General features: G+C 50.4%; 19 protein-coding genes and 1 pseudogene. 11 read left to right on the top strand and 9 right to left on the bottom strand.

All coding sequences use genetic code 11. The annotated features are described in order from the left end of the window. Window positions 1–25: 25 nt before the first annotated feature. From solA to mdtH, 6 genes and pseudogenes are all read right to left on the bottom strand, one after another. Window positions 26–1,159 (bottom strand): annotated as a pseudogene (gene solA, locus MPHASIOC01_RS04040) (N-methyl-L-tryptophan oxidase). A 151-nt stretch (window positions 1,160–1,310) separates the two neighbouring features. Further along, entirely contained in the window at window positions 1,311–1,565 is a 255-nt protein-coding gene (gene bssS, locus MPHASIOC01_RS04045) for a biofilm formation regulator BssS (protein ID WP_036108130.1), read from the bottom strand. A gap of 269 nt (window positions 1,566–1,834) precedes the next feature. Next, window positions 1,835–2,080: a DNA damage-inducible protein I gene (dinI, locus tag MPHASIOC01_RS04050; RefSeq protein WP_064601391.1), complete on the bottom strand. Its 246-nt coding sequence runs from the start codon at window positions 2,078–2,080 to the stop codon at window positions 1,835–1,837. Window positions 2,081–2,147: 67 nt separating this feature from the next. Then, window positions 2,148–3,191, bottom strand: coding sequence for a dihydroorotase (gene pyrC / locus MPHASIOC01_RS04055; protein WP_064601390.1), 1,044 nt, complete (start codon window positions 3,189–3,191; stop codon window positions 2,148–2,150). Between the two features lie 141 nt (window positions 3,192–3,332). Continuing rightward, window positions 3,333–3,890 carry a lipoprotein gene (locus MPHASIOC01_RS04060; protein WP_064601389.1) on the bottom strand — a complete coding sequence of 186 codons (558 nt, stop codon included), beginning with the start codon at window positions 3,888–3,890 and terminating at the stop codon, window positions 3,333–3,335. Between the two features lie 140 nt (window positions 3,891–4,030). Beyond that, window positions 4,031–5,239: a multidrug efflux MFS transporter MdtH gene (mdtH, locus tag MPHASIOC01_RS04065; protein ID WP_064601388.1), complete on the bottom strand. Its 1,209-nt coding sequence runs from the start codon at window positions 5,237–5,239 to the stop codon at window positions 4,031–4,033. Window positions 5,240–5,495: 256 nt separating this feature from the next. Here mdtH and rimJ point away from each other — a divergent pair, with 256 nt between their 5' ends. The 4 genes from rimJ to murJ all read left to right on the top strand — a co-directional run bounded on the left by rimJ (window position 5,496) and on the right by murJ (window position 9,472). Further along, on the top strand, window positions 5,496–6,080 hold the full coding sequence (rimJ, locus tag MPHASIOC01_RS04070; RefSeq protein WP_353614011.1) for a ribosomal protein S5-alanine N-acetyltransferase: 585 nt from the start codon (window positions 5,496–5,498) through the stop codon (window positions 6,078–6,080). A gap of 11 nt (window positions 6,081–6,091) precedes the next feature. Next, window positions 6,092–6,730 carry a DUF480 domain-containing protein gene (locus MPHASIOC01_RS04075; protein WP_353614012.1) on the top strand — a complete coding sequence of 213 codons (639 nt, stop codon included), beginning with the start codon at window positions 6,092–6,094 and terminating at the stop codon, window positions 6,728–6,730. Further along, window positions 6,730–7,656, top strand: a complete 927-nt coding sequence (locus MPHASIOC01_RS04080) for a Gfo/Idh/MocA family protein (protein WP_064601385.1) — start codon at window positions 6,730–6,732, stop codon at window positions 7,654–7,656. Before MPHASIOC01_RS04075 ends, MPHASIOC01_RS04080 begins: the two co-directional genes overlap by 1 nt. Before the next feature lie 280 nt (window positions 7,657–7,936). Beyond that, window positions 7,937–9,472, top strand: a complete 1,536-nt coding sequence (gene murJ, locus MPHASIOC01_RS04085) for a murein biosynthesis integral membrane protein MurJ (RefSeq protein WP_064601384.1) — start codon at window positions 7,937–7,939, stop codon at window positions 9,470–9,472. A gap of 49 nt (window positions 9,473–9,521) precedes the next feature. Here the strand turns inward: murJ and flgN are convergent, their stop codons facing one another. The 3 genes from flgN to flgA form a co-directional block, all read right to left on the bottom strand. Beyond that, a complete protein-coding gene (gene flgN, locus MPHASIOC01_RS04090) occupies window positions 9,522–9,950 on the bottom strand; it encodes a flagella biosynthesis chaperone FlgN (protein WP_064601383.1) in 429 nt (142 codons plus the stop codon). 7 nt (window positions 9,951–9,957) lie between these two features. After that, window positions 9,958–10,248: a flagellar biosynthesis anti-sigma factor FlgM gene (flgM, locus tag MPHASIOC01_RS04095; RefSeq protein ID WP_064601382.1), complete on the bottom strand. Its 291-nt coding sequence runs from the start codon at window positions 10,246–10,248 to the stop codon at window positions 9,958–9,960. Window positions 10,249–10,341: 93 nt separating this feature from the next. Beyond that, window positions 10,342–11,004, bottom strand: coding sequence for a flagellar basal body P-ring formation chaperone FlgA (flgA, locus tag MPHASIOC01_RS04100; RefSeq protein ID WP_353614013.1), 663 nt, complete (start codon window positions 11,002–11,004; stop codon window positions 10,342–10,344). A 154-nt stretch (window positions 11,005–11,158) separates the two neighbouring features. Here flgA and flgB point away from each other — a divergent pair, with 154 nt between their 5' ends. The 7 genes from flgB to MPHASIOC01_RS04135 are packed head-to-tail and all read left to right on the top strand — an operon-like array spanning window position 11,159 to window position 16,278. Continuing rightward, window positions 11,159–11,575 carry a flagellar basal body rod protein FlgB gene (gene flgB / locus MPHASIOC01_RS04105; protein WP_064601380.1) on the top strand — a complete coding sequence of 139 codons (417 nt, stop codon included), beginning with the start codon at window positions 11,159–11,161 and terminating at the stop codon, window positions 11,573–11,575. Between the two features lie 3 nt (window positions 11,576–11,578). Beyond that, window positions 11,579–11,983 carry a flagellar basal body rod protein FlgC gene (flgC, locus tag MPHASIOC01_RS04110; protein ID WP_064601379.1) on the top strand — a complete coding sequence of 135 codons (405 nt, stop codon included), beginning with the start codon at window positions 11,579–11,581 and terminating at the stop codon, window positions 11,981–11,983. A gap of 11 nt (window positions 11,984–11,994) precedes the next feature. Continuing rightward, window positions 11,995–12,687 (top strand): flagellar hook assembly protein FlgD, encoded by a 693-nt coding sequence (gene flgD / locus MPHASIOC01_RS04115; protein ID WP_353614014.1) that lies wholly within the window; start codon window positions 11,995–11,997, stop codon window positions 12,685–12,687. 23 nt (window positions 12,688–12,710) lie between these two features. Then, on the top strand, window positions 12,711–13,955 hold the full coding sequence (flgE, locus tag MPHASIOC01_RS04120) for a flagellar hook protein FlgE (protein ID WP_353614015.1): 1,245 nt from the start codon (window positions 12,711–12,713) through the stop codon (window positions 13,953–13,955). 20 nt (window positions 13,956–13,975) lie between these two features. Then, entirely contained in the window at window positions 13,976–14,731 is a 756-nt protein-coding gene (locus tag MPHASIOC01_RS04125) for a flagellar basal body rod protein FlgF (RefSeq protein ID WP_353614016.1), read from the top strand. Window positions 14,732–14,748: 17 nt separating this feature from the next. Continuing rightward, a complete protein-coding gene (gene flgG, locus MPHASIOC01_RS04130) occupies window positions 14,749–15,531 on the top strand; it encodes a flagellar basal-body rod protein FlgG (protein WP_353614017.1) in 783 nt (260 codons plus the stop codon). Window positions 15,532–15,579: 48 nt separating this feature from the next. Next, window positions 15,580–16,278, top strand: coding sequence for a flagellar basal body L-ring protein FlgH (locus tag MPHASIOC01_RS04135; RefSeq protein ID WP_353614018.1), 699 nt, complete (start codon window positions 15,580–15,582; stop codon window positions 16,276–16,278). Window positions 16,279–16,283: the final 5 nt, after the last annotated feature.

A 16,283-nucleotide genomic window follows, 5' to 3' on the forward strand; every position in this document is an offset into this window, starting at 1 on the left:
GGTTGTGCCGGGCAAATCTGAAGCGCTATCTTTCTTCTTCTGCCTTAAACCTGTTGAGGCGAAAAGGGCTTAAATCAAATGTGCTGCTTTTCCCCTGAGCAAACAGGCTGGCAATTTCCCCTAATACTGGCGCAAATTTAAAGCCATGGCCGCTCAGCCCTGTCACGACCATGACATCCGGGTTTTCTGGCAGAGTATCAATGATAAAGTCTTCATCCGGAGAATTGTCGTAAGTACATGACGCACCATACAGGCAGCCACCAATCCCTGGCAGAAACTGGCGTAAAAATGCAAAGCACTCAGAGCCATCGCCTGCTTCACTGCCAAAGGGAGTGCGCTCTTCCGGGGCTGTAATGGGTTGTCCGCCGTTATGCTTACCAATTTTTAGTGCGTTGTCAGTGGCTGGAAAACCATAAAACTGGTTACCATCGGGCAGTTCGCCGGTAAAAGCGGGAAAGCCGTTATCAGCACTGTAGCGGCCGTCGGCCTGGAACCAGCCAAATACTTTGCGCACCGGGCTGACTGGCAGAGATGGAATCAACCGGGTTACTCAGGTTCCGGCACTGACCAGCAGGCGGCCTGCTGTAAAGCTGCCATCAGCGGTATCCACCTGAATGTTGCCATCCTGGTAATGTATTGCGCTAACCGCACAGTTAAATAGTTGTGCACATCCTGCGTCTCTTGCGAGTTTCACCCATGTCGCTACCGCGTTTTCGCTTTTGAGTACACCAGCATTGGGTTCAAATAATGCTTCATAGTCATCGGGAATTCGCAAAGCAGGCCAGCGCTGAGCTATATCTGATGCCGTCATACTTTCTAACGGAATTGACCAGCGTTGTGCACTGTGGCGCATGTTAGCCAGGAATTCGGAGCGTTCAGGACCGACATTGATAACGCCGGTACGTTGAAACAACGGTAGTTCAGTGTGTTGTTGCAGCGCATCCCACAAGGTTTGTGCCCGCAAGATCAGCGGAACATATTTCTCTCCTTCACCATAAGCGTGGCGAATAAGCCGGGTGTCACCATGATGGCTACCCTGTTCATGAGGCGGAATAGCACTATCAATCATTAAGACGGATAACCCCGCCAGCCGGGCATAACAACCTGCAGCCGAGCCAACGGAACCGCTGCCAACAACGATGAAATCGTAGTGGGTCACAAAATTCTCCAAAATTAATACCCCTGCAAAAAACAGGTGATAAAGGCAGAGTGGATATATAGCAGGGTAATTAACAATCGCGTGACAAACAACCCGGGAAATATGAAAAAGGCATCACACTGGATGCCTTTTGTTTACAGTTAACAATTGATTAATGCTTACGGTAATCGTTTTCCTGGTAATCATTTGATTCAATTTTTGCAATACCGGCTTCGAGAATGGAAATAAATTGCCGGGCGACATCTGTCGTTAGCCATAAGGTCTGACCAACTTCAGTCTCTTCAGGATCTTGATGATTTGCTGTCAGATAGTGTAAGCGCAGCATTAGTGCGTCGTAACTGTCTACAGTACTGATATCCCACCCAACGAGGGGATGAGTCTGGATCACATCGTTATTTTTTTCCATCATAACCCCCTTATACGTAACTACGGCGACGACGTTCGAGGTTTAATGCGTGTTTATATGTGAAGCAAGGGTAAGTATACCAATAAATAAATTTTGATGGGAGGGATTAACTGAGAACTAAACTTTTTTTACAATAATTTAGTGTTGTAGCACAATTAATCGCCATTTACGCTGGAGAAAACGGATTCCTGCCGATAATAGCTCAGATAAAGACGAAAAAAGCCGGACGGCGTGCCCGGCAAAAATAGCAAAATGGAAAATTGACAGTGTTATTCCCCGCTGAACCAGTCGTCTGCACTCTCCCAGGTTTCCTGTAAAATCTCGCTAATACGGTCTTTATCTTCTTTGGTACCACCAAAGACAGAGAGCTGATTGGCTCCGGCATAACGTACAGATACATTCCCAGGTTGTTCTGGAAACTGTGCGGTAATTCGACGGGATAATTCATTGGTCAGTGCTTCAATAGCACCGGGTGGCAGTGGCGAGCTTTTCGCCAGAGTAATTTCAATACGCATAACAAACCCCCCTGTAAATATACTGTGTATATATACAGTAATATTATCAAAGGGGCAAGTCAATTAATCAGGGCTTAATACTCCAGTTAAGAACCTCCCCGGCGAGAAAAGGTACCAACGTATCGCTTTCCAGTGAAATTTCTTCCGGCATTACTTCTTCACGGCGCACCAGTGTTAGCTGGTCTTCGTTTATTGGCAGGCCGTAAAAACGTGGGCCGTTGAGTGAACAAAATGCCTCGAAGTGCTGCATAGCATTCATTTCTTCGAATACCGTCGCGTAGATGGCCAGCGCAGAAGGTGCATTAAAACAACCGGCACAACCACAGCTGGCTTCTTTACGGTGCCTGCCATGTGGCGCAGAGTCTGTGCCTAAAAATACCCGGTCACAGCCGCTGGCAACCAACTCACGCAGCGCGGCCTGGTGCACGTTACGCTTGAGAATCGGCAGACAATAGAAATGTGGGCGGACACCACCAACCAACATGTGGTTACGGTTGAACATCAGGTGTTGTGGGGTGATGGTGGCCGCCAGTAGTGAATTACCCTCGCGCACATACTGGGCGGCTTCTTTAGTGGTGATATGTTCAAAGACTACGCGTAATGCCGGAAAACGTTGGCGCAACGGTTCCATCACCGTTTCAATAAAGCGGGCTTCTCTGTCGAAAATATCAATCTCTGCGTGAGTTACCTCACCATGCACCAGCAAAGGCATACCGATTTTTTCCATGCGGGCAAGCACCGGATTAATCGCATCAATACTGCTGACACCATGACTTGAATTGGTGGTTGCATTGGCAGGGTACAGTTTTGCCGCCGTGAATACGCCCTGAACAAAGCCTTTCTCCAGTTCGTCAGGATCCAGGCTGTCAGTCAGGTAGCAGGTCATCAGCGGTTCAAACTGATGGTCGTCGGGGACGGCATCGAGAATACGCTGGCGGTATGCCAGTGCGGCTTCTACTGTGGTCACCGGTGGCACCAGGTTTGGCATAACAATCGCACGGCGGTAGACGGCGCTGGTATAAGGCACAACAGTGCGTAACATGTCGCCATCACGTAAGTGGAGGTGCCAGTCATCTGGGCGGCGGATAGTTAATACCTGGGGTGTAGTCATGAAGTGCTCCGGCGTTGGGAAAGTCAGACACATATTCGTGGGCTTCAGCCGGGCACAAAGGATAAGCGGAAACGTTTACGTTTGCACCTTTTTCTGTACATATTTACTGGCCCGCCAGTATGTGCGGGCAGAAGAACGGTATTACAGCAGAGGAATGACAATTTCACCCGGCTTCACTTCAATACCTTTGGCGTATTTTTTCGCCAGTTTTTCACCGTTACTGCGATCGTCTTTCAGAATATACGCCGGGTGTGTTGCGAACCAGGCGCGAAGTGAATCATTCAGGTAAGGGTTCAGGGTTTGCAATACTGTTTGCATTTTTTGCGGCTGTACATCGGTATCTGTGACTTCAAGGTCTTTCAGGTAAATGGCGCCCTGTTCTGCATTAAACGAAGGTGTTGCTTTCAGAGTGAGTTTCATTAACGCCTGTTGATTGCCAAAAATGGATGTCAGTTTGATATCGGCATCGCCGGTGAGCTTCACTTTACCGGGTTCTTCACGGCCAATTTGTGTTTGCAGGTTAGACAACACAATATGTGCGTCAGCAACACCAGGTAACCCAATGGTTTTATTATACTGGTCATGTTTCGCCAGTGCCTGGTTAACTTCCTGTTCAGTGATGGTGTATTGTGTCAGTTGGTTGCAGGCAACCAGTAAATATGTACAAAACACCACCATACCTAAGAACACTTTCTTCATCCTGTACCCTCAACTTTCTTCATAAGCCAGTTGGCTGACATAACCAGCATCAAATAATTTGCTCTGGCAGGCCAGAAGAATAACCCGAAATAAGCTGACAGGTCATGTTTTACACTTTACAGATACTCTGCAGAGCAATGTTATGGGTTGGGGGCTATTCCTCGTTGACGTGATGCAACCGGGCTGAATTGCCACCATAGCCCGGCAAACGTGGCTATACCGATAAAAGCCAGAACCAGCCAGGGCAATGTCGGGAGATGCAGTGCTTTGCCTGTATCGAGCAGCCAGCCGCCACCGGCATAACCAAGCGCGCCACCAAAAGCCAGCCCCAGCCGGCTGAAACCCATATAACTGCCACGGGCTCGCGGGTCTGCCAGAGATGCACTTAAGGTTTCCCTTGCAGGCTCTGCAATAATTGAACCGAGATAAAACAGGCAGATAAGGAGTAGCAGTTGGTGCAAATTCTCCACCAGACCGATGGGCAGCAAGCTGAAGCTCATAATCAGCAAGCCAGCCATCAGACGTTGTTCAAGGCGAAAGCGCTTCTCAGTCCAGCGGGCGATGGGGTACAGAAGCGTCAGTGACAGGCAGGCTTCAATGGCATACATCCATTTCACCGCCGCAGGCGTACCCGCAATATCGTTGACCATCACCGGTAGCATCAGCATCACCTGAACACCCAACATGTAGTAGCCAGCAAGTGTCAGAACATATGTCACAAAACGGCGGTCATTCATGACACGTTGCATGCCAGCGCGCAATGGAGTCCGGGTAGTGGATAGCTTATAACGAGGTAGCAAAAATGCATTACATCCGGCACACAAAATAAAGAGTACGGCACCGCTCCAGCATACCAGACGAAAATCGTATTGCAGTAACCAACTGCCCAGCATGGCGCCAATGACCGCACCAGCGCTGTCCTGCATCATCAGAATAGAAAAAAAACGCCCCCGTTGCGTCGGGCGAATCAGTTTAACCACCAGAGCCGAGCGTGGCGGGTCAAACAGTGTTCCCCCCAAACCTGACAACAGGCAGGATACCCACAATACCCAGGGTTCGTGAGCGACAGCCATGGCGGCAAAACCAGCCGCACGCATCAGCATGCCAGTGACAATCATCGGCCGGGCGCCAAAGCGGTCAGCAAAAGCGCCACCAAAGATCCCCAGACCTTGCTGAATAAGCTGACGCAGACCCAGAGCTATGCCAACCAACAAAGCAGCCCAGCCAAGCTGGTCAACAAAATGAATAGAGATAAGTGGGAAAACGACAAAGAAGCCAAGAACTACCAGCATATTGTCGAGAAGAAGGAATGCTTTCCCCAGATTCCTTGCCTGCCTGACGCGCGCCATTTCCCCTCCAGGGGAATGAAAGATAAGAAACTTATCATCGCTGATTTCTCTGTTTTTGCCCAGAGAGCCGCAAAGATATTTTTATTGGCTGCGATAACTCTCATTTGTGAATAAAATCAAAAAAGTGCCTTGTTCTTTACGGGCAGTACAACACACTTTTTATTATGATGCTCTGCACTATACTCGTCATCAGTATACGAGTGAGGTTTACGACAGGGAATTTTGGCACAGGAAGCCCTGAAACAGGAGCGGGGAGATGTTTGGCTATCGTAGCAATGTACCTAAGGTCAGGCTGACCACAGACCGGCTGGTTGTACGGCTGGTGTATGACAGAGATGCGTTCCGGTTGGCAGAATATTATGCGCAAAATCGAGTGTTCCTTAAGCCCTGGGAGCCCATACGCGATGAAAGCCATTGTTATCCTTCAGGCTGGCAAGCCCGGTTAAGTATGATTAATGAGCTGCATAAACAAGGGGGCGCGTATTATTTTGCGTTACTGGATCCGGATGAAAAAGAAATCTGTGGAGTCGCGAATTTTTCCAATGTGGTGCGTGGTGCTTTTCATGCCTGTTACCTGGGGTATTCGTTAGGGGAAAAATGGCAGGGCAAGGGATTGATGTTTGAGGCGCTGACCAGCGCGGTGCGCTATATGCAACGGACTCAGAATATTCACCGGATTATGGCGAATTACATGCCGCATAATAGTCGCAGTGGTAATTTACTGGCGCGTCTGGGGTTTGAAAAAGAAGGTTACGCCAAAAATTATTTATTAATCGATGGCCAATGGCAGGATCACGTTCTTACCGCCCTGACCACTAAAGACTGGACTCCCGGGCGCTAAAAGGAGAGAGCATGAAACATCAATTTTCCCCAGAAGAAGCTCGCGTGATTGGCGTCTTACTGGAAAAGCAAGTGACTACGCCAGAACAATATCCATTGTCGCTCAACGCTATTGTCACCGGGTGCAATCAGAAAACTAACCGTGAACCGGTGATGTCGCTAAGTGATGCAGATGTTCAGTCTGTAGTTGATGAACTGGTCCGCCGCCATCATGTCAGCCCACAAAGTGGTTTTGGACACCGGGTGACCAAATATGAGCAGCGTTTTTGTAATTCGGAGTTTGGGCAATTAAAACTTTCCGGAGCTCAGGTAGCTTTGCTGGCAACCTTGTTACTCCGTGGCCCACAAACACCAGGTGAATTGCGAATGCGCGCCGCACGTATGCATGATTTTGCGGATATGCAGGAAGTTGAACAAGCACTGGAAGTGCTGGTCAGCCGTGAGGATGGCCCGATGGTGGTGAAACTGCCTCGTGAACCTGGCAAGCGTGAGCATCGCTACCAACATTTGTTTGGTGATGGGAGTGAGCCGGTTGTGGTGCCCATGAGTAGTGAAAACGAAATGGACTCGGGTAGCCTGGTGCAACGTGTTGCTGCGCTGGAAGACGAACTGGCGGCGTTAAAAGCACGTCTTGAAGCGGCGGGGTTATAATGGGCAAATTACGGGTAGGGATCGCCGGTCTTGGCAATATAGCCCAGAAAGCCTGGTTGCCAGTGTTGGCACATGAACAAGGTTGGCAAATAACCGGAGCCTGGTCTCCTGGTCAGGAGAAAGCTCAGCGTGTTTGCCAGGCCTGGCGAATACCTTGTGCTGCGAGCCTGGCTGACGTGCTGGCCGGTTGTGATGCCCTGTTTGTCCATACCGCAACCCACAGCCATTATGATGTCGTCAGTGCAGCACTCCGGGCTGGGGTGCATGTCTGTGTGGATAAACCCCTTGCTGTGACGCTCAGTGATGCTGAGAAACTGGTCTCCCTGGCCCGCCAGAAACAGTGTGCACTGATGGTCGGTTTTAACCGGCGTTTTGCACCCCATTACCAGACACTGAAGTCACGCATTACAGATAATCTGGCTTCACTGCGTATGGAAAAGCACCGTGCAGATAGCGTTGGGCCTCATGACCTGCATTTTACTTTGCTGGATGACTACCTGCATGTAGTGGACACAGCACTCTGGCTTGCGGGCGGTGAAGGAAAGGTAATCAGTGGGCGAATTCAAACCAGTGAGCAAGGTGAAATGCTGTATGCCGAGCACCATTTTTCTGTGCAACAGGCCCTGATTACAACCAGTATGCATCGCCGGGCAGGAAGCCAGGCTGAAACTATTCAGGCTGTGACGGATGGTGGTTTGTTCTGGGTCAAAGAAATGCGTGAATGGATTCAGGAATGTGGGCAGGGTGTGGTATCTGTGCCTGTACCTGGTTGGCAATCAACCCTTGAACAACGCGGGTTTTTTGGCTGTGTGCAGCACTTTATTTCCAGTGTGGAAAACCAGACTCCGCCGCTAACATCGGGTGAACAGGCCTTGCTGGCACAGCGTATTGTTGAAAGATTGTGGCGGGAAGCGATAAGTGAATAGCCTGGTGGTTATGTCCTGTAACGCTCTGTGGCTGGTTTTTTGTATTTCCTCTCAGGTAGACTAAGCCGCTTTGTTGCTATGTGCTATCTGAGGGGCTTACTGGCAAGTAACGCAATGCACAGCTGCTGGCATTAAATAAAAATTGTGCGTATTGACTCTGTGGTGGCATGTTCTGTTGGTTAGTGGGTAACCCTGACGTTGCTCAGTAACATCAAAAATTTTGTCATCAGTCTGGCGCCTGCATTGCAGGCGTTGTTGTTTTTGTGGAAACCGTACTGTAATGAACTTGTTAAAATCGCTGGCCGCGGTCAGTTCGATGACGATGTTTTCCCGTGTTCTCGGGTTTGCCCGTGATGCCATCGTAGCCCGGGTTTTTGGCGCAGGGATGGCGACAGATGCTTTCTTTGTCGCATTTAAACTTCCCAATTTGTTGCGGCGCATTTTTGCTGAAGGAGCTTTTTCTCAGGCTTTTGTTCCCATTCTTGCTGAATACAAAAGTAAAGAGGGAGAAGAGGCCACACGCGTATTTGTTGCCTATGTATCTGGCTTACTGACGCTGGCACTGGCACTGGTTACTGTTGTTGGGATGCTGGCGGCACCCTGGGTGATTATGGTTACCGCACCGGGTTTTGCTGATACAGCGGACAAATTCGCACTGACTTCACAACTGCTGCGGATAACCTTTCCCTATATTCTGCTTATCTCACTGGCATCGCTGGTGGGGGCCATTCTCAATACCTGGAATCGGTTTTCGGTTCCGGCGTTTGCACCGACATTGCTCAATGTCAGTATGATAAGTTTCGCGCTGTTTGCCGCACCTCATTTCCACCCTCCTGTGCTGGCTCTGGCCTGGGCGGTTACTGTGGGCGGGGTGTTGCAGTTGTTTTATCAATTACCGCATTTGCGCAAAATCGGCATGCTGGTATTGCCGCGTATCAGTTTTAAAAATGAAGGGGCGATTCGTGTTTTGCGCCAGATGGGGCCCGCTATTCTCGGGGTTTCCGTCAGCCAGATATCGCTCATCATTAATACTATTTTCGCGTCATTTCTGGTGTCCGGTTCAGTTTCCTGGATGTACTACGCCGACCGTCTGATGGAGTTCCCTTCTGGCGTACTGGGTGTGGCTCTGGGGACTATTCTGTTGCCATCGCTGTCGAAAAGTTTTTCCAGTGGGAATCATGAGGAATATAACCGCCTGATGGACTGGGGGTTGCGACTGTGTTTTCTGCTGGCCTTGCCCAGTGCTGTAGCCCTGGGGTTGCTGTCTAAACCGTTGACCGTGTCGCTGTTCCAGTACGGGAAGTTCACGGCGTTTGATGCGCAGATGACTCAGCGGGCGCTGATTGCGTATTCCGTTGGCCTTATGGGGTTAATCGTCGTGAAGGTGCTGGCTCCAGGGTTTTATTCCCGCCAGGATATCAAAACACCCGTCAAAATAGCCATTGTCACACTCATTATGACTCAGGTCATGAACCTGGCGTTTATTGGCCCGCTTAAACATGCTGGCTTGTCGTTGTCTATCGGGCTGGCTGCCTGTCTGAACGCCGGGCTGTTGTACTGGCAGTTACGCAAGAAAGCGATTTTTACACCCGAACCAGGATGGCGGTTGTTTCTGTTCCGCCTGGTGTGTGCGGTATTGGTTATGGCGGTGGTGTTGGTGGGCGTGATGTCAGTCATGCCCGCGTGGCATTTGGGGGGCATGCCTGATCGCCTGCTGCGCCTGGTGGCAGTGGTTGTGGCTGGGGTTGTGGCTTACTTTGCCACTTTGCTGGTTCTGGGATTCAGGATAAAAGAATTCATTCGCAGGACATTATAGCAAGGGGAAAGGTTTGAAAGGACGAGCCCCCTGTAGCCAGGGGGTTTAATCAGACGCTAAATTTTTTACCGCTGCGGTTAGGTGCTGCCGTTTGCCCGTCTGAGCCATATAACCCGGGTTCCTGGTGTGGGCGCAACACTTCCAGCGCCTCTTTATTTCGCTCCAACTGGCCCTCAAGTAACCAACCGTTGTGAGTATTCAGGTCGTTCAGATAACGGGTTTTCTTCTTGATTGTCTGCCAGCGCAATTCCACCGGGTCATCATTGGCTGCAGCATGGTGAGGGTGTTGCTCCATTCGCCGTAACTGTTCAAGGTAGTCGAGGGTTGCGAGTAACGAGCTTTTCTCTTCAGTGATGCGCTGTAACGCCACACCATTGACAAAACCCGCAGAGAGCTGTGCCTGCTCTGCGTCCAGAACACGTTTAAGGTCATTCAGCACTGAAGTCATTTTATCCATCAGTTCTAACAGGCGGCTCATGGCAGTATTACTCTTTTAAATAGCTTTTCGCATCCTGAATCAGCGCATCGGCGATTTTACCTGTGTCCATTTTCAGTTCGCCATTTTTGATGGCCGTTTTGATTGCTTCAACACGTTCCATGTTGATGTCACTGGAACCTGGTTGCATCAGTTTGGCCTGAGCGTCACTCAGGGTCACGGTGCTACTGGTCTCAGAGCCAGTTTTGTTCAGGCGAACTTTCGCCGAAGTTGTATCACTGCTTTCGCGTGTTTGCACAGTGCTCACGGGCTTAAGTGGTGATGTGCGCTCAATGCTCATATCTGTGTCCTCAGTGGTGGTCGCGCCGGGCGATACCTGTCATCTCGTTTCGTTGCTAAATTTATCGGCAGTCTGAACAGAATCTTTAAGGGATTATAGATTAATAAGAATATTCCCATCACTGTCGACAGTCCCACTGACCACCTGGCCAGACGACATCCTGACCCGGGCATTTTGCGTGACTGCAGCATTGTTTAATGCCTTGCCTTCACTGTTCACGCTAAACCCTTGTCCCGCGGCGATAACTTGCACTTTTTGACCTGCTTTTACCCGCCACTGAACGCGCAGCATGCTGCGTATAATAGGCTGTCCGGCCGCAACATTTCGCAGGGTAATGGCATTGAGCGCATCGTCTACAGAAAACAGGGTATTCGGAGGCAGCAGGTCAAGGCGACCGTATTTTAGCTCAACATTACCCGTTGTGACCGGTGTACCGCGTTCTAAAACCTGGCTTGCCACCACATAGTTTCCACTTGCCTGGACAGTAACCAGCACATAACGCTGCTGGTTACCGCAACGCATCATTACGCTCAGGTTACCCCAAAAGCGGCCGTTAGTTGGCAAACGGAATTCAGGGTTAGCGCACTGAGGTAATTGCGACTGGGGCGAATTGATTTTCACCTTCACATTATCACTGACTCCTGTCAGGCGTTGTTGAAAAAACGCCTCCATTTGGGAATCAAGTTCACCCGCAAGGCAGGTCAGCGGTAGCACAGTGATAAGCACCGCAACAGTGCTGAGTATTCGGGAAAACATAAGCACCTCCAGTTAGGGATGTTAAGGATTCTACCTGTAAGCAAAGTATTTCAAGGCGACAAATAGCGAAGCATTTTGCGTTTATTCCGTCGATAAAGCGCGCGCAAGGAGAATTAAGCTGTCGGCTATAACTCATCGTCTGCGCGGAGGAAACATGCTCGATAAACTGGATGCTGCACTGCGCTTTGGGCAGGAAGCACTCAACCTGCGGGCTCAGCGCCAGGAAATTCTCGCCGGAAATATCGCCAATGCCGATACTCCGGGTTATCAGGCCCGTGACATCGATTTTTCCAGTGAACTGAAAAAGGTCATGGATCGCGGCAGGGCGGCGGAAGGAGGACTTCCTCTGACGCTGACATCTTCACGACATATTGCTGCTGAGACATCGTCATCGCCTTCAGTGGATTTGATGTACCGGATTCCAGACCAGCCAGCAGCAGATGGCAATACTGTGGATATGAACCGCGAGCGAACTGCTTTTGCTGACAATAGCCTGAAATACCAAATGGACATCACCGCTCTTACCGGGCAAATCAAAAGCATGATGTCTGTATTGCAACAACAGGGGTAACCGATGGCGCTTCTTAATATTTTCGATATTGCAGGTTCAGCGATGTCAGCAGAGTCTGCTCGTTTGAACGTTGCAGCCAGTAACCTTGCGAATGCCGACAGTGTCGCAGGGCCGGACGGGCAACCTTATCGAGCTAAACAGGTAGTCTTCCAGGTTGATGCACCGGTTGGTGCGGCTACCGGTGGAGTAAAGGTCGCCGGGGTCGTGGAAAGCAAGGACCCGTTCAAGATGGTTTACCAGCCAGGCAATCCGCTGGCGGATACCAACGGTTATGTGCGGATGCCGAATGTGGATGTTGTGGGAGAAATGGTTAACACCATGTCTGCATCGCGTAGTTATCAGGCTAACGTTGAAGTGCTCAACACAGTGAAAAGCATGATGTTGAAAACACTGACACTTGGTCAATAAAGGAGGAAACAATGTCTGTTTCAGTCAGTGTTAATGATACCAGCAGTGCGCTGGCGTCCAGTTCGGCAACCAGTTCGTCATCCGCATCAAACAGTTTGACGGCGAGCAGTGCCGATGATTTACAAAACCAGTTTTTGACACTGCTCGTTGCGCAGATGAAAAACCAGGATCCGACCAACCCGATGGACAATAGCCAACTGACTTCTCAGTTGGCACAGATAAGCACGCTCAGCGGTATTGAAAAACTCAATACCACACTGGGATCTATCTCCGGACAGATTAATGACAGCCAGCAATTGCAGGCGTCATCACTTATCGGCCATGGCGTCATGGTGACTGGTTCTACAGTACTGGCGGGCAGTGGTACAACCACGCCTTTTGGTGTGGAACTGGAACAGGCATCAACGGCAACCACTGCCACGATTACCGACAGTACCGGCAAAGTGGTGCAAACCATTAATCTCGGTGCCTTGAGTGCTGGTGTGCATACCTTTAACTGGGATGGCACTACCACAGATGGTTCAACCGTGGCGAATGGGGCTTACAAAGTGACAATCGCCGCAGCAAATGGTTCCACTCAGTTAACGGCACAACCACTTCAGTATGCGCTGGTGAACGGTATCACCAGTAGCAGCACGGGTAATTTGCTCGATTTAGGTACTTATGGCACCACTACGCTTAGCGAAGTGCGTCAAATTCTCTAACTTAACCATCAGGGGTAGGACACATGTCTTTTTCTCAAGCGGTCAGTGGCCTTAACGCCGCCTCAAGCAACCTGGACGTTATCGGCAACAACATTGCCAACTCCGCCACTTACGGGTTTAAATCCTCCGGGATCGCCTTCGCCGATATGTTTGCCGGTGCCAGTTCCAAAGTGGGTCTGGGGGTAAAAGTAGCGGCTGTGATTCAGAACTTCTCGGATGGTACTGTCACCAATACCAGCCGCGGGCTGGATGTGGCTATTAACCAGAATGGTTTTTTCCGTATGACAGACAGTGCGGGTTCGGTCTATTACAGCCGTAATGGTCAGCTGCAACTCGATGAAAACCGCAATCTGGTTAACTCACAAGGCTATTTTGTGACAGGTTATCCGGCAACCGGAACCCCGCCCACCATTAACCAGGGGGCAAACCCGGTAACGTTGTCTATTCCCAGTTCTCCAATGCCTGCGAAAACTACCACGACGGGTGCGATGCAGGTTCAGTTAAATTCAACTGACAGCGCCATAACCACTACTTTTTCTGCTTCCGATTCCACAACCTATAACAAGAAAGGGACGCTCACCGTTTATGACAGCCAGGGTAATACCCATGACATGAACGTGTACTTTGTTAAAAGTGCGGATAACACATGGAAAGTGTATACCCAGGACAGCAGCGTTTCAGGCAGTTCATCTTCCTTGCTGGGCACTATGAACTTTGACTCTAACGGTAACCTGACCAGTACTACTGACAGCACTGGTACTGCAACAGCCACTGCCGGTATCTTCCCGGGCGTGACTACTGACACCTCCAGTGGTGCGACACCTGCTACTTTCTCGCTGGACTTTACCGGCTCCATGCAGCAGAACTATGGCAGCAGTAACATTGTTTCTACCTCGCAGGACGGTTATGCACCGGGTCAAATGGTGAGTTACGCCATTAATAACGACGGTACTATCTCCGGAACCTACTCTAACGGCCAGTCTCAACTACTGGGGCAGATTTCACTGGCTAACTTCGCTAACCCGGAAGGGCTGCAATCTGACGGTGATAACCTGTGGAGTGCGACTTCTTCATCGGGTGCTGCGCTTCTGGGTATTCCCGGAACCGGTACTTTTGGCACATTGACCAGTGGAGCGCTGGAGTCTTCCAACGTTGATTTGAGTAAAGAGCTGGTGAATATGATTGTTGCGCAGCGTAACTATCAGTCAAACGCTCAGACAATCAAAACGCAGGATCAGATCCTTAACACGCTGGTTAACCTGCGTTAATCGACTGACGGGGTGGCTTAATGGATCACGCAATATACACTGCCATGGGCGCAGCCAGCCAGACGCTGGATTTACAGTCTGTAACAGCAAACAACATGGCGAATGCCTCGACGCCAGGTTTTCGTAAACAACTTCAGGCACTGCGTGCAGTACCTGTTGAAGGGTTATCGTTACCCACGCGTACCCTGGTTGCCGCGTCAACACCGGGTTCAGATCTGAGCACGGGGTCAATGGATTATACGGGGCGTAACCTGGATGTCGCTATGCAGCAGGACGGCTGGTTGGCGGTACAAATGCCAAACGGGCAGGAAGCGTATACGCGTGATGGCAACATGCAGGTGAATGTCAACGGGCAGTTGGAAGTGAATGGCAACCTGGTGATGGGTGATGGTGGCCCGATAGCCGTTCCACAGAATGCACAACTGACTATCGCGGCCGATGGCACTATTACCGCGCTAAATCCCGGTGACCCGCCTAATACGGCGGCGCCTATTGGTCAGCTCAAGCTGGTTAAAGCGACGGCCCAGGAGATAGTGCGTGGTGATGACGGACTATTCCATCTTACACCACAAGCTCAGGCTACTCGCGGGGCGACACCTGCTGCCGATCCTACCTTGAAAGTCATGGCTGGAGTATTGGAAGGCAGTAATGTTAAACCGGTAGAAGCGATGGCCGACATGATTGCTAATTCACGCCGGTTTGAGATGCAAATGAAAGTTATCAGCAGTGTTGATACGAACGAACAGCACGCTAACCAACTGCTGTCACTGACTTAATAAAACAGGATTTCACCATGATAAGCTCCTTATGGATCGCAAAAACGGGTCTGGATGCACAACAAACCAATATGGATGTTATTGCCAACAACCTGGCAAACGTCAGTACCAATGGTTTCAAACGGCAGCGCGCGGTATTTGAAGATCTACTTTACCAGACAGTCCGTCAACCGGGGGCGCAATCTTCACAGCAAACCACGTTACCGACGGGGCTGCAAATTGGTACCGGGGTTCGCCCGGTAGCAACTGAGCGTATTCATACTCAGGGTAACCTGAACCAGACCGATAACAGCAAAGATATTGCGATTAAAGGCGAAGGTTTTTTTGAAATACAGCTTCCGGATGGCACCACTGCCTATACCCGTGATGGCTCTTTCCAGTTGGATTCAAACGGGCAGTTAGTCACTAACGGCGGCTTCCCGGTGCAGCCAGCCATCACTATTCCCAGCAACGCGCTGAGCATCACTGTGGCTCGTGACGGTGTGGTGAGCGTCACTCTGCCTGGGCAGTCCGCGACACAACAAGTGGGGCAACTGAACCTGGCTACATTTGTCAATACTTCGGGGCTCGAGAGTATTGGCGAAAACCTGTACACAGAAACCCAGGCCTCCGGTGCGCCGACAGAATCAACCCCGGGTCAGAATGGCGCGGGGCTGCTGTACCAGGGATATGTGGAAACCTCAAACGTGAATGTGGCTGAAGAGCTGGTCAATATGATTCAGGTTCAGCGTGCATATGAGATTAACAGTAAAGCCGTATCAACTACTGACCAGATGCTGCAGAAACTGTCACAACTTTAAAATCAGGCCGGCTTTGTCGCCGGCTAATATTTTCTGAAGATAAACGTAATGCAAAACCGTAACCAGTGGTATCGACCGCTTGTCATCAGCCTGAGTGTCGCCCTTGGTGGCTGCGCACTGGTCCCGAGTAAGCCGCTTGTTCAGGGGCCGACTTCGGCACAACCCATCCCAGGTCCGGTTCCGGCGGTCAATGGTTCTATTTTCCAGACTGTTCAACCGATTAATTACGGGTATCAGCCGTTATTTGAAGACCGCCGCCCACGCAACATTGGCGACACACTCACGATTAATCTCCAGGAAAACGTCAGTGCCAGCAAGTCGTCTTCGGCAAATGCGTCGCGTGATGGAAGTAGTAGCTTTACGGCGACAACTACCCCCCGGTATTTACAAGGGCTGTTTGGCAATGCCCGGGCCGATGCCAGCCTGGCAGGGAAAGATGCATTCACAGGAAAAGGCGGAGCCAGTGCGCAAAATACCTTCACAGGTACACTCACGGTAACGGTTGACCAGGTACTGGCCAACGGCAACTTGCATGTTGTAGGGGAAAAACAAATTGCTATTAATCAGGGGGTCGAATTTATTCGTTTCTCCGGTGTAGTGAACCCGCGGTTTATCTCAAGCAGCAATACAGTCGCCTCTACACAAGTGGCCGATGCCCGAATTGAATATGTCGGTAACGGCTATATCAATGAGGCACAACAAATGGGTTGGCTGCAACGTTTCTTCCTCAATATTGCGCCGTTTTAAGCGAG

Source organism: Mangrovibacter phragmitis, assembly GCF_040429585.1.
GTDB lineage: Bacteria > Pseudomonadota > Gammaproteobacteria > Enterobacterales > Enterobacteriaceae > Mangrovibacter > Mangrovibacter phragmitis.

Excerpts from the sequence above, each read along its gene's own strand:
- rimJ (WP_353614011.1), top strand. The coding sequence starts at position 5,496 with ATGTTTGGCTATCGTAGCAATGTACCTAAGGTCAGGCTGACCACAGAC.
- murJ (WP_064601384.1), top strand. The coding sequence starts at position 7,937 with ATGAACTTGTTAAAATCGCTGGCCGCGGTCAGTTCGATGACGATGTTT.
- flgC (WP_064601379.1), top strand. The coding sequence starts at position 11,579 with ATGGCGCTTCTTAATATTTTCGATATTGCAGGTTCAGCGATGTCAGCA.
- bssS (WP_036108130.1), bottom strand. The coding sequence starts at position 1,565 with ATGGAAAAAAATAACGATGTGATCCAGACTCATCCCCTCGTTGGGTGG.
- flgM (WP_064601382.1), bottom strand. The coding sequence starts at position 10,248 with ATGAGCATTGAGCGCACATCACCACTTAAGCCCGTGAGCACTGTGCAA.
- flgG (WP_353614017.1), top strand. The coding sequence starts at position 14,749 with ATGATAAGCTCCTTATGGATCGCAAAAACGGGTCTGGATGCACAACAA.
- flgN (WP_064601383.1), bottom strand. The coding sequence starts at position 9,950 with ATGAGCCGCCTGTTAGAACTGATGGATAAAATGACTTCAGTGCTGAAT.
- MPHASIOC01_RS04060 (WP_064601389.1), bottom strand. The coding sequence starts at position 3,890 with ATGAAGAAAGTGTTCTTAGGTATGGTGGTGTTTTGTACATATTTACTG.
- MPHASIOC01_RS04135 (WP_353614018.1), top strand. The coding sequence starts at position 15,580 with ATGCAAAACCGTAACCAGTGGTATCGACCGCTTGTCATCAGCCTGAGT.
- flgA (WP_353614013.1), bottom strand. The coding sequence starts at position 11,004 with ATGTTTTCCCGAATACTCAGCACTGTTGCGGTGCTTATCACTGTGCTA.
- MPHASIOC01_RS04075 (WP_353614012.1), top strand. The coding sequence starts at position 6,092 with ATGAAACATCAATTTTCCCCAGAAGAAGCTCGCGTGATTGGCGTCTTA.
- dinI (WP_064601391.1), bottom strand. The coding sequence starts at position 2,080 with ATGCGTATTGAAATTACTCTGGCGAAAAGCTCGCCACTGCCACCCGGT.
- flgE (WP_353614015.1), top strand. The coding sequence starts at position 12,711 with ATGTCTTTTTCTCAAGCGGTCAGTGGCCTTAACGCCGCCTCAAGCAAC.
- MPHASIOC01_RS04080 (WP_064601385.1), top strand. The coding sequence starts at position 6,730 with ATGGGCAAATTACGGGTAGGGATCGCCGGTCTTGGCAATATAGCCCAG.
- MPHASIOC01_RS04125 (WP_353614016.1), top strand. The coding sequence starts at position 13,976 with ATGGATCACGCAATATACACTGCCATGGGCGCAGCCAGCCAGACGCTG.
- flgB (WP_064601380.1), top strand. The coding sequence starts at position 11,159 with ATGCTCGATAAACTGGATGCTGCACTGCGCTTTGGGCAGGAAGCACTC.
- mdtH (WP_064601388.1), bottom strand. The coding sequence starts at position 5,239 with ATGGCGCGCGTCAGGCAGGCAAGGAATCTGGGGAAAGCATTCCTTCTT.
- flgD (WP_353614014.1), top strand. The coding sequence starts at position 11,995 with ATGTCTGTTTCAGTCAGTGTTAATGATACCAGCAGTGCGCTGGCGTCC.
- pyrC (WP_064601390.1), bottom strand. The coding sequence starts at position 3,191 with ATGACTACACCCCAGGTATTAACTATCCGCCGCCCAGATGACTGGCAC.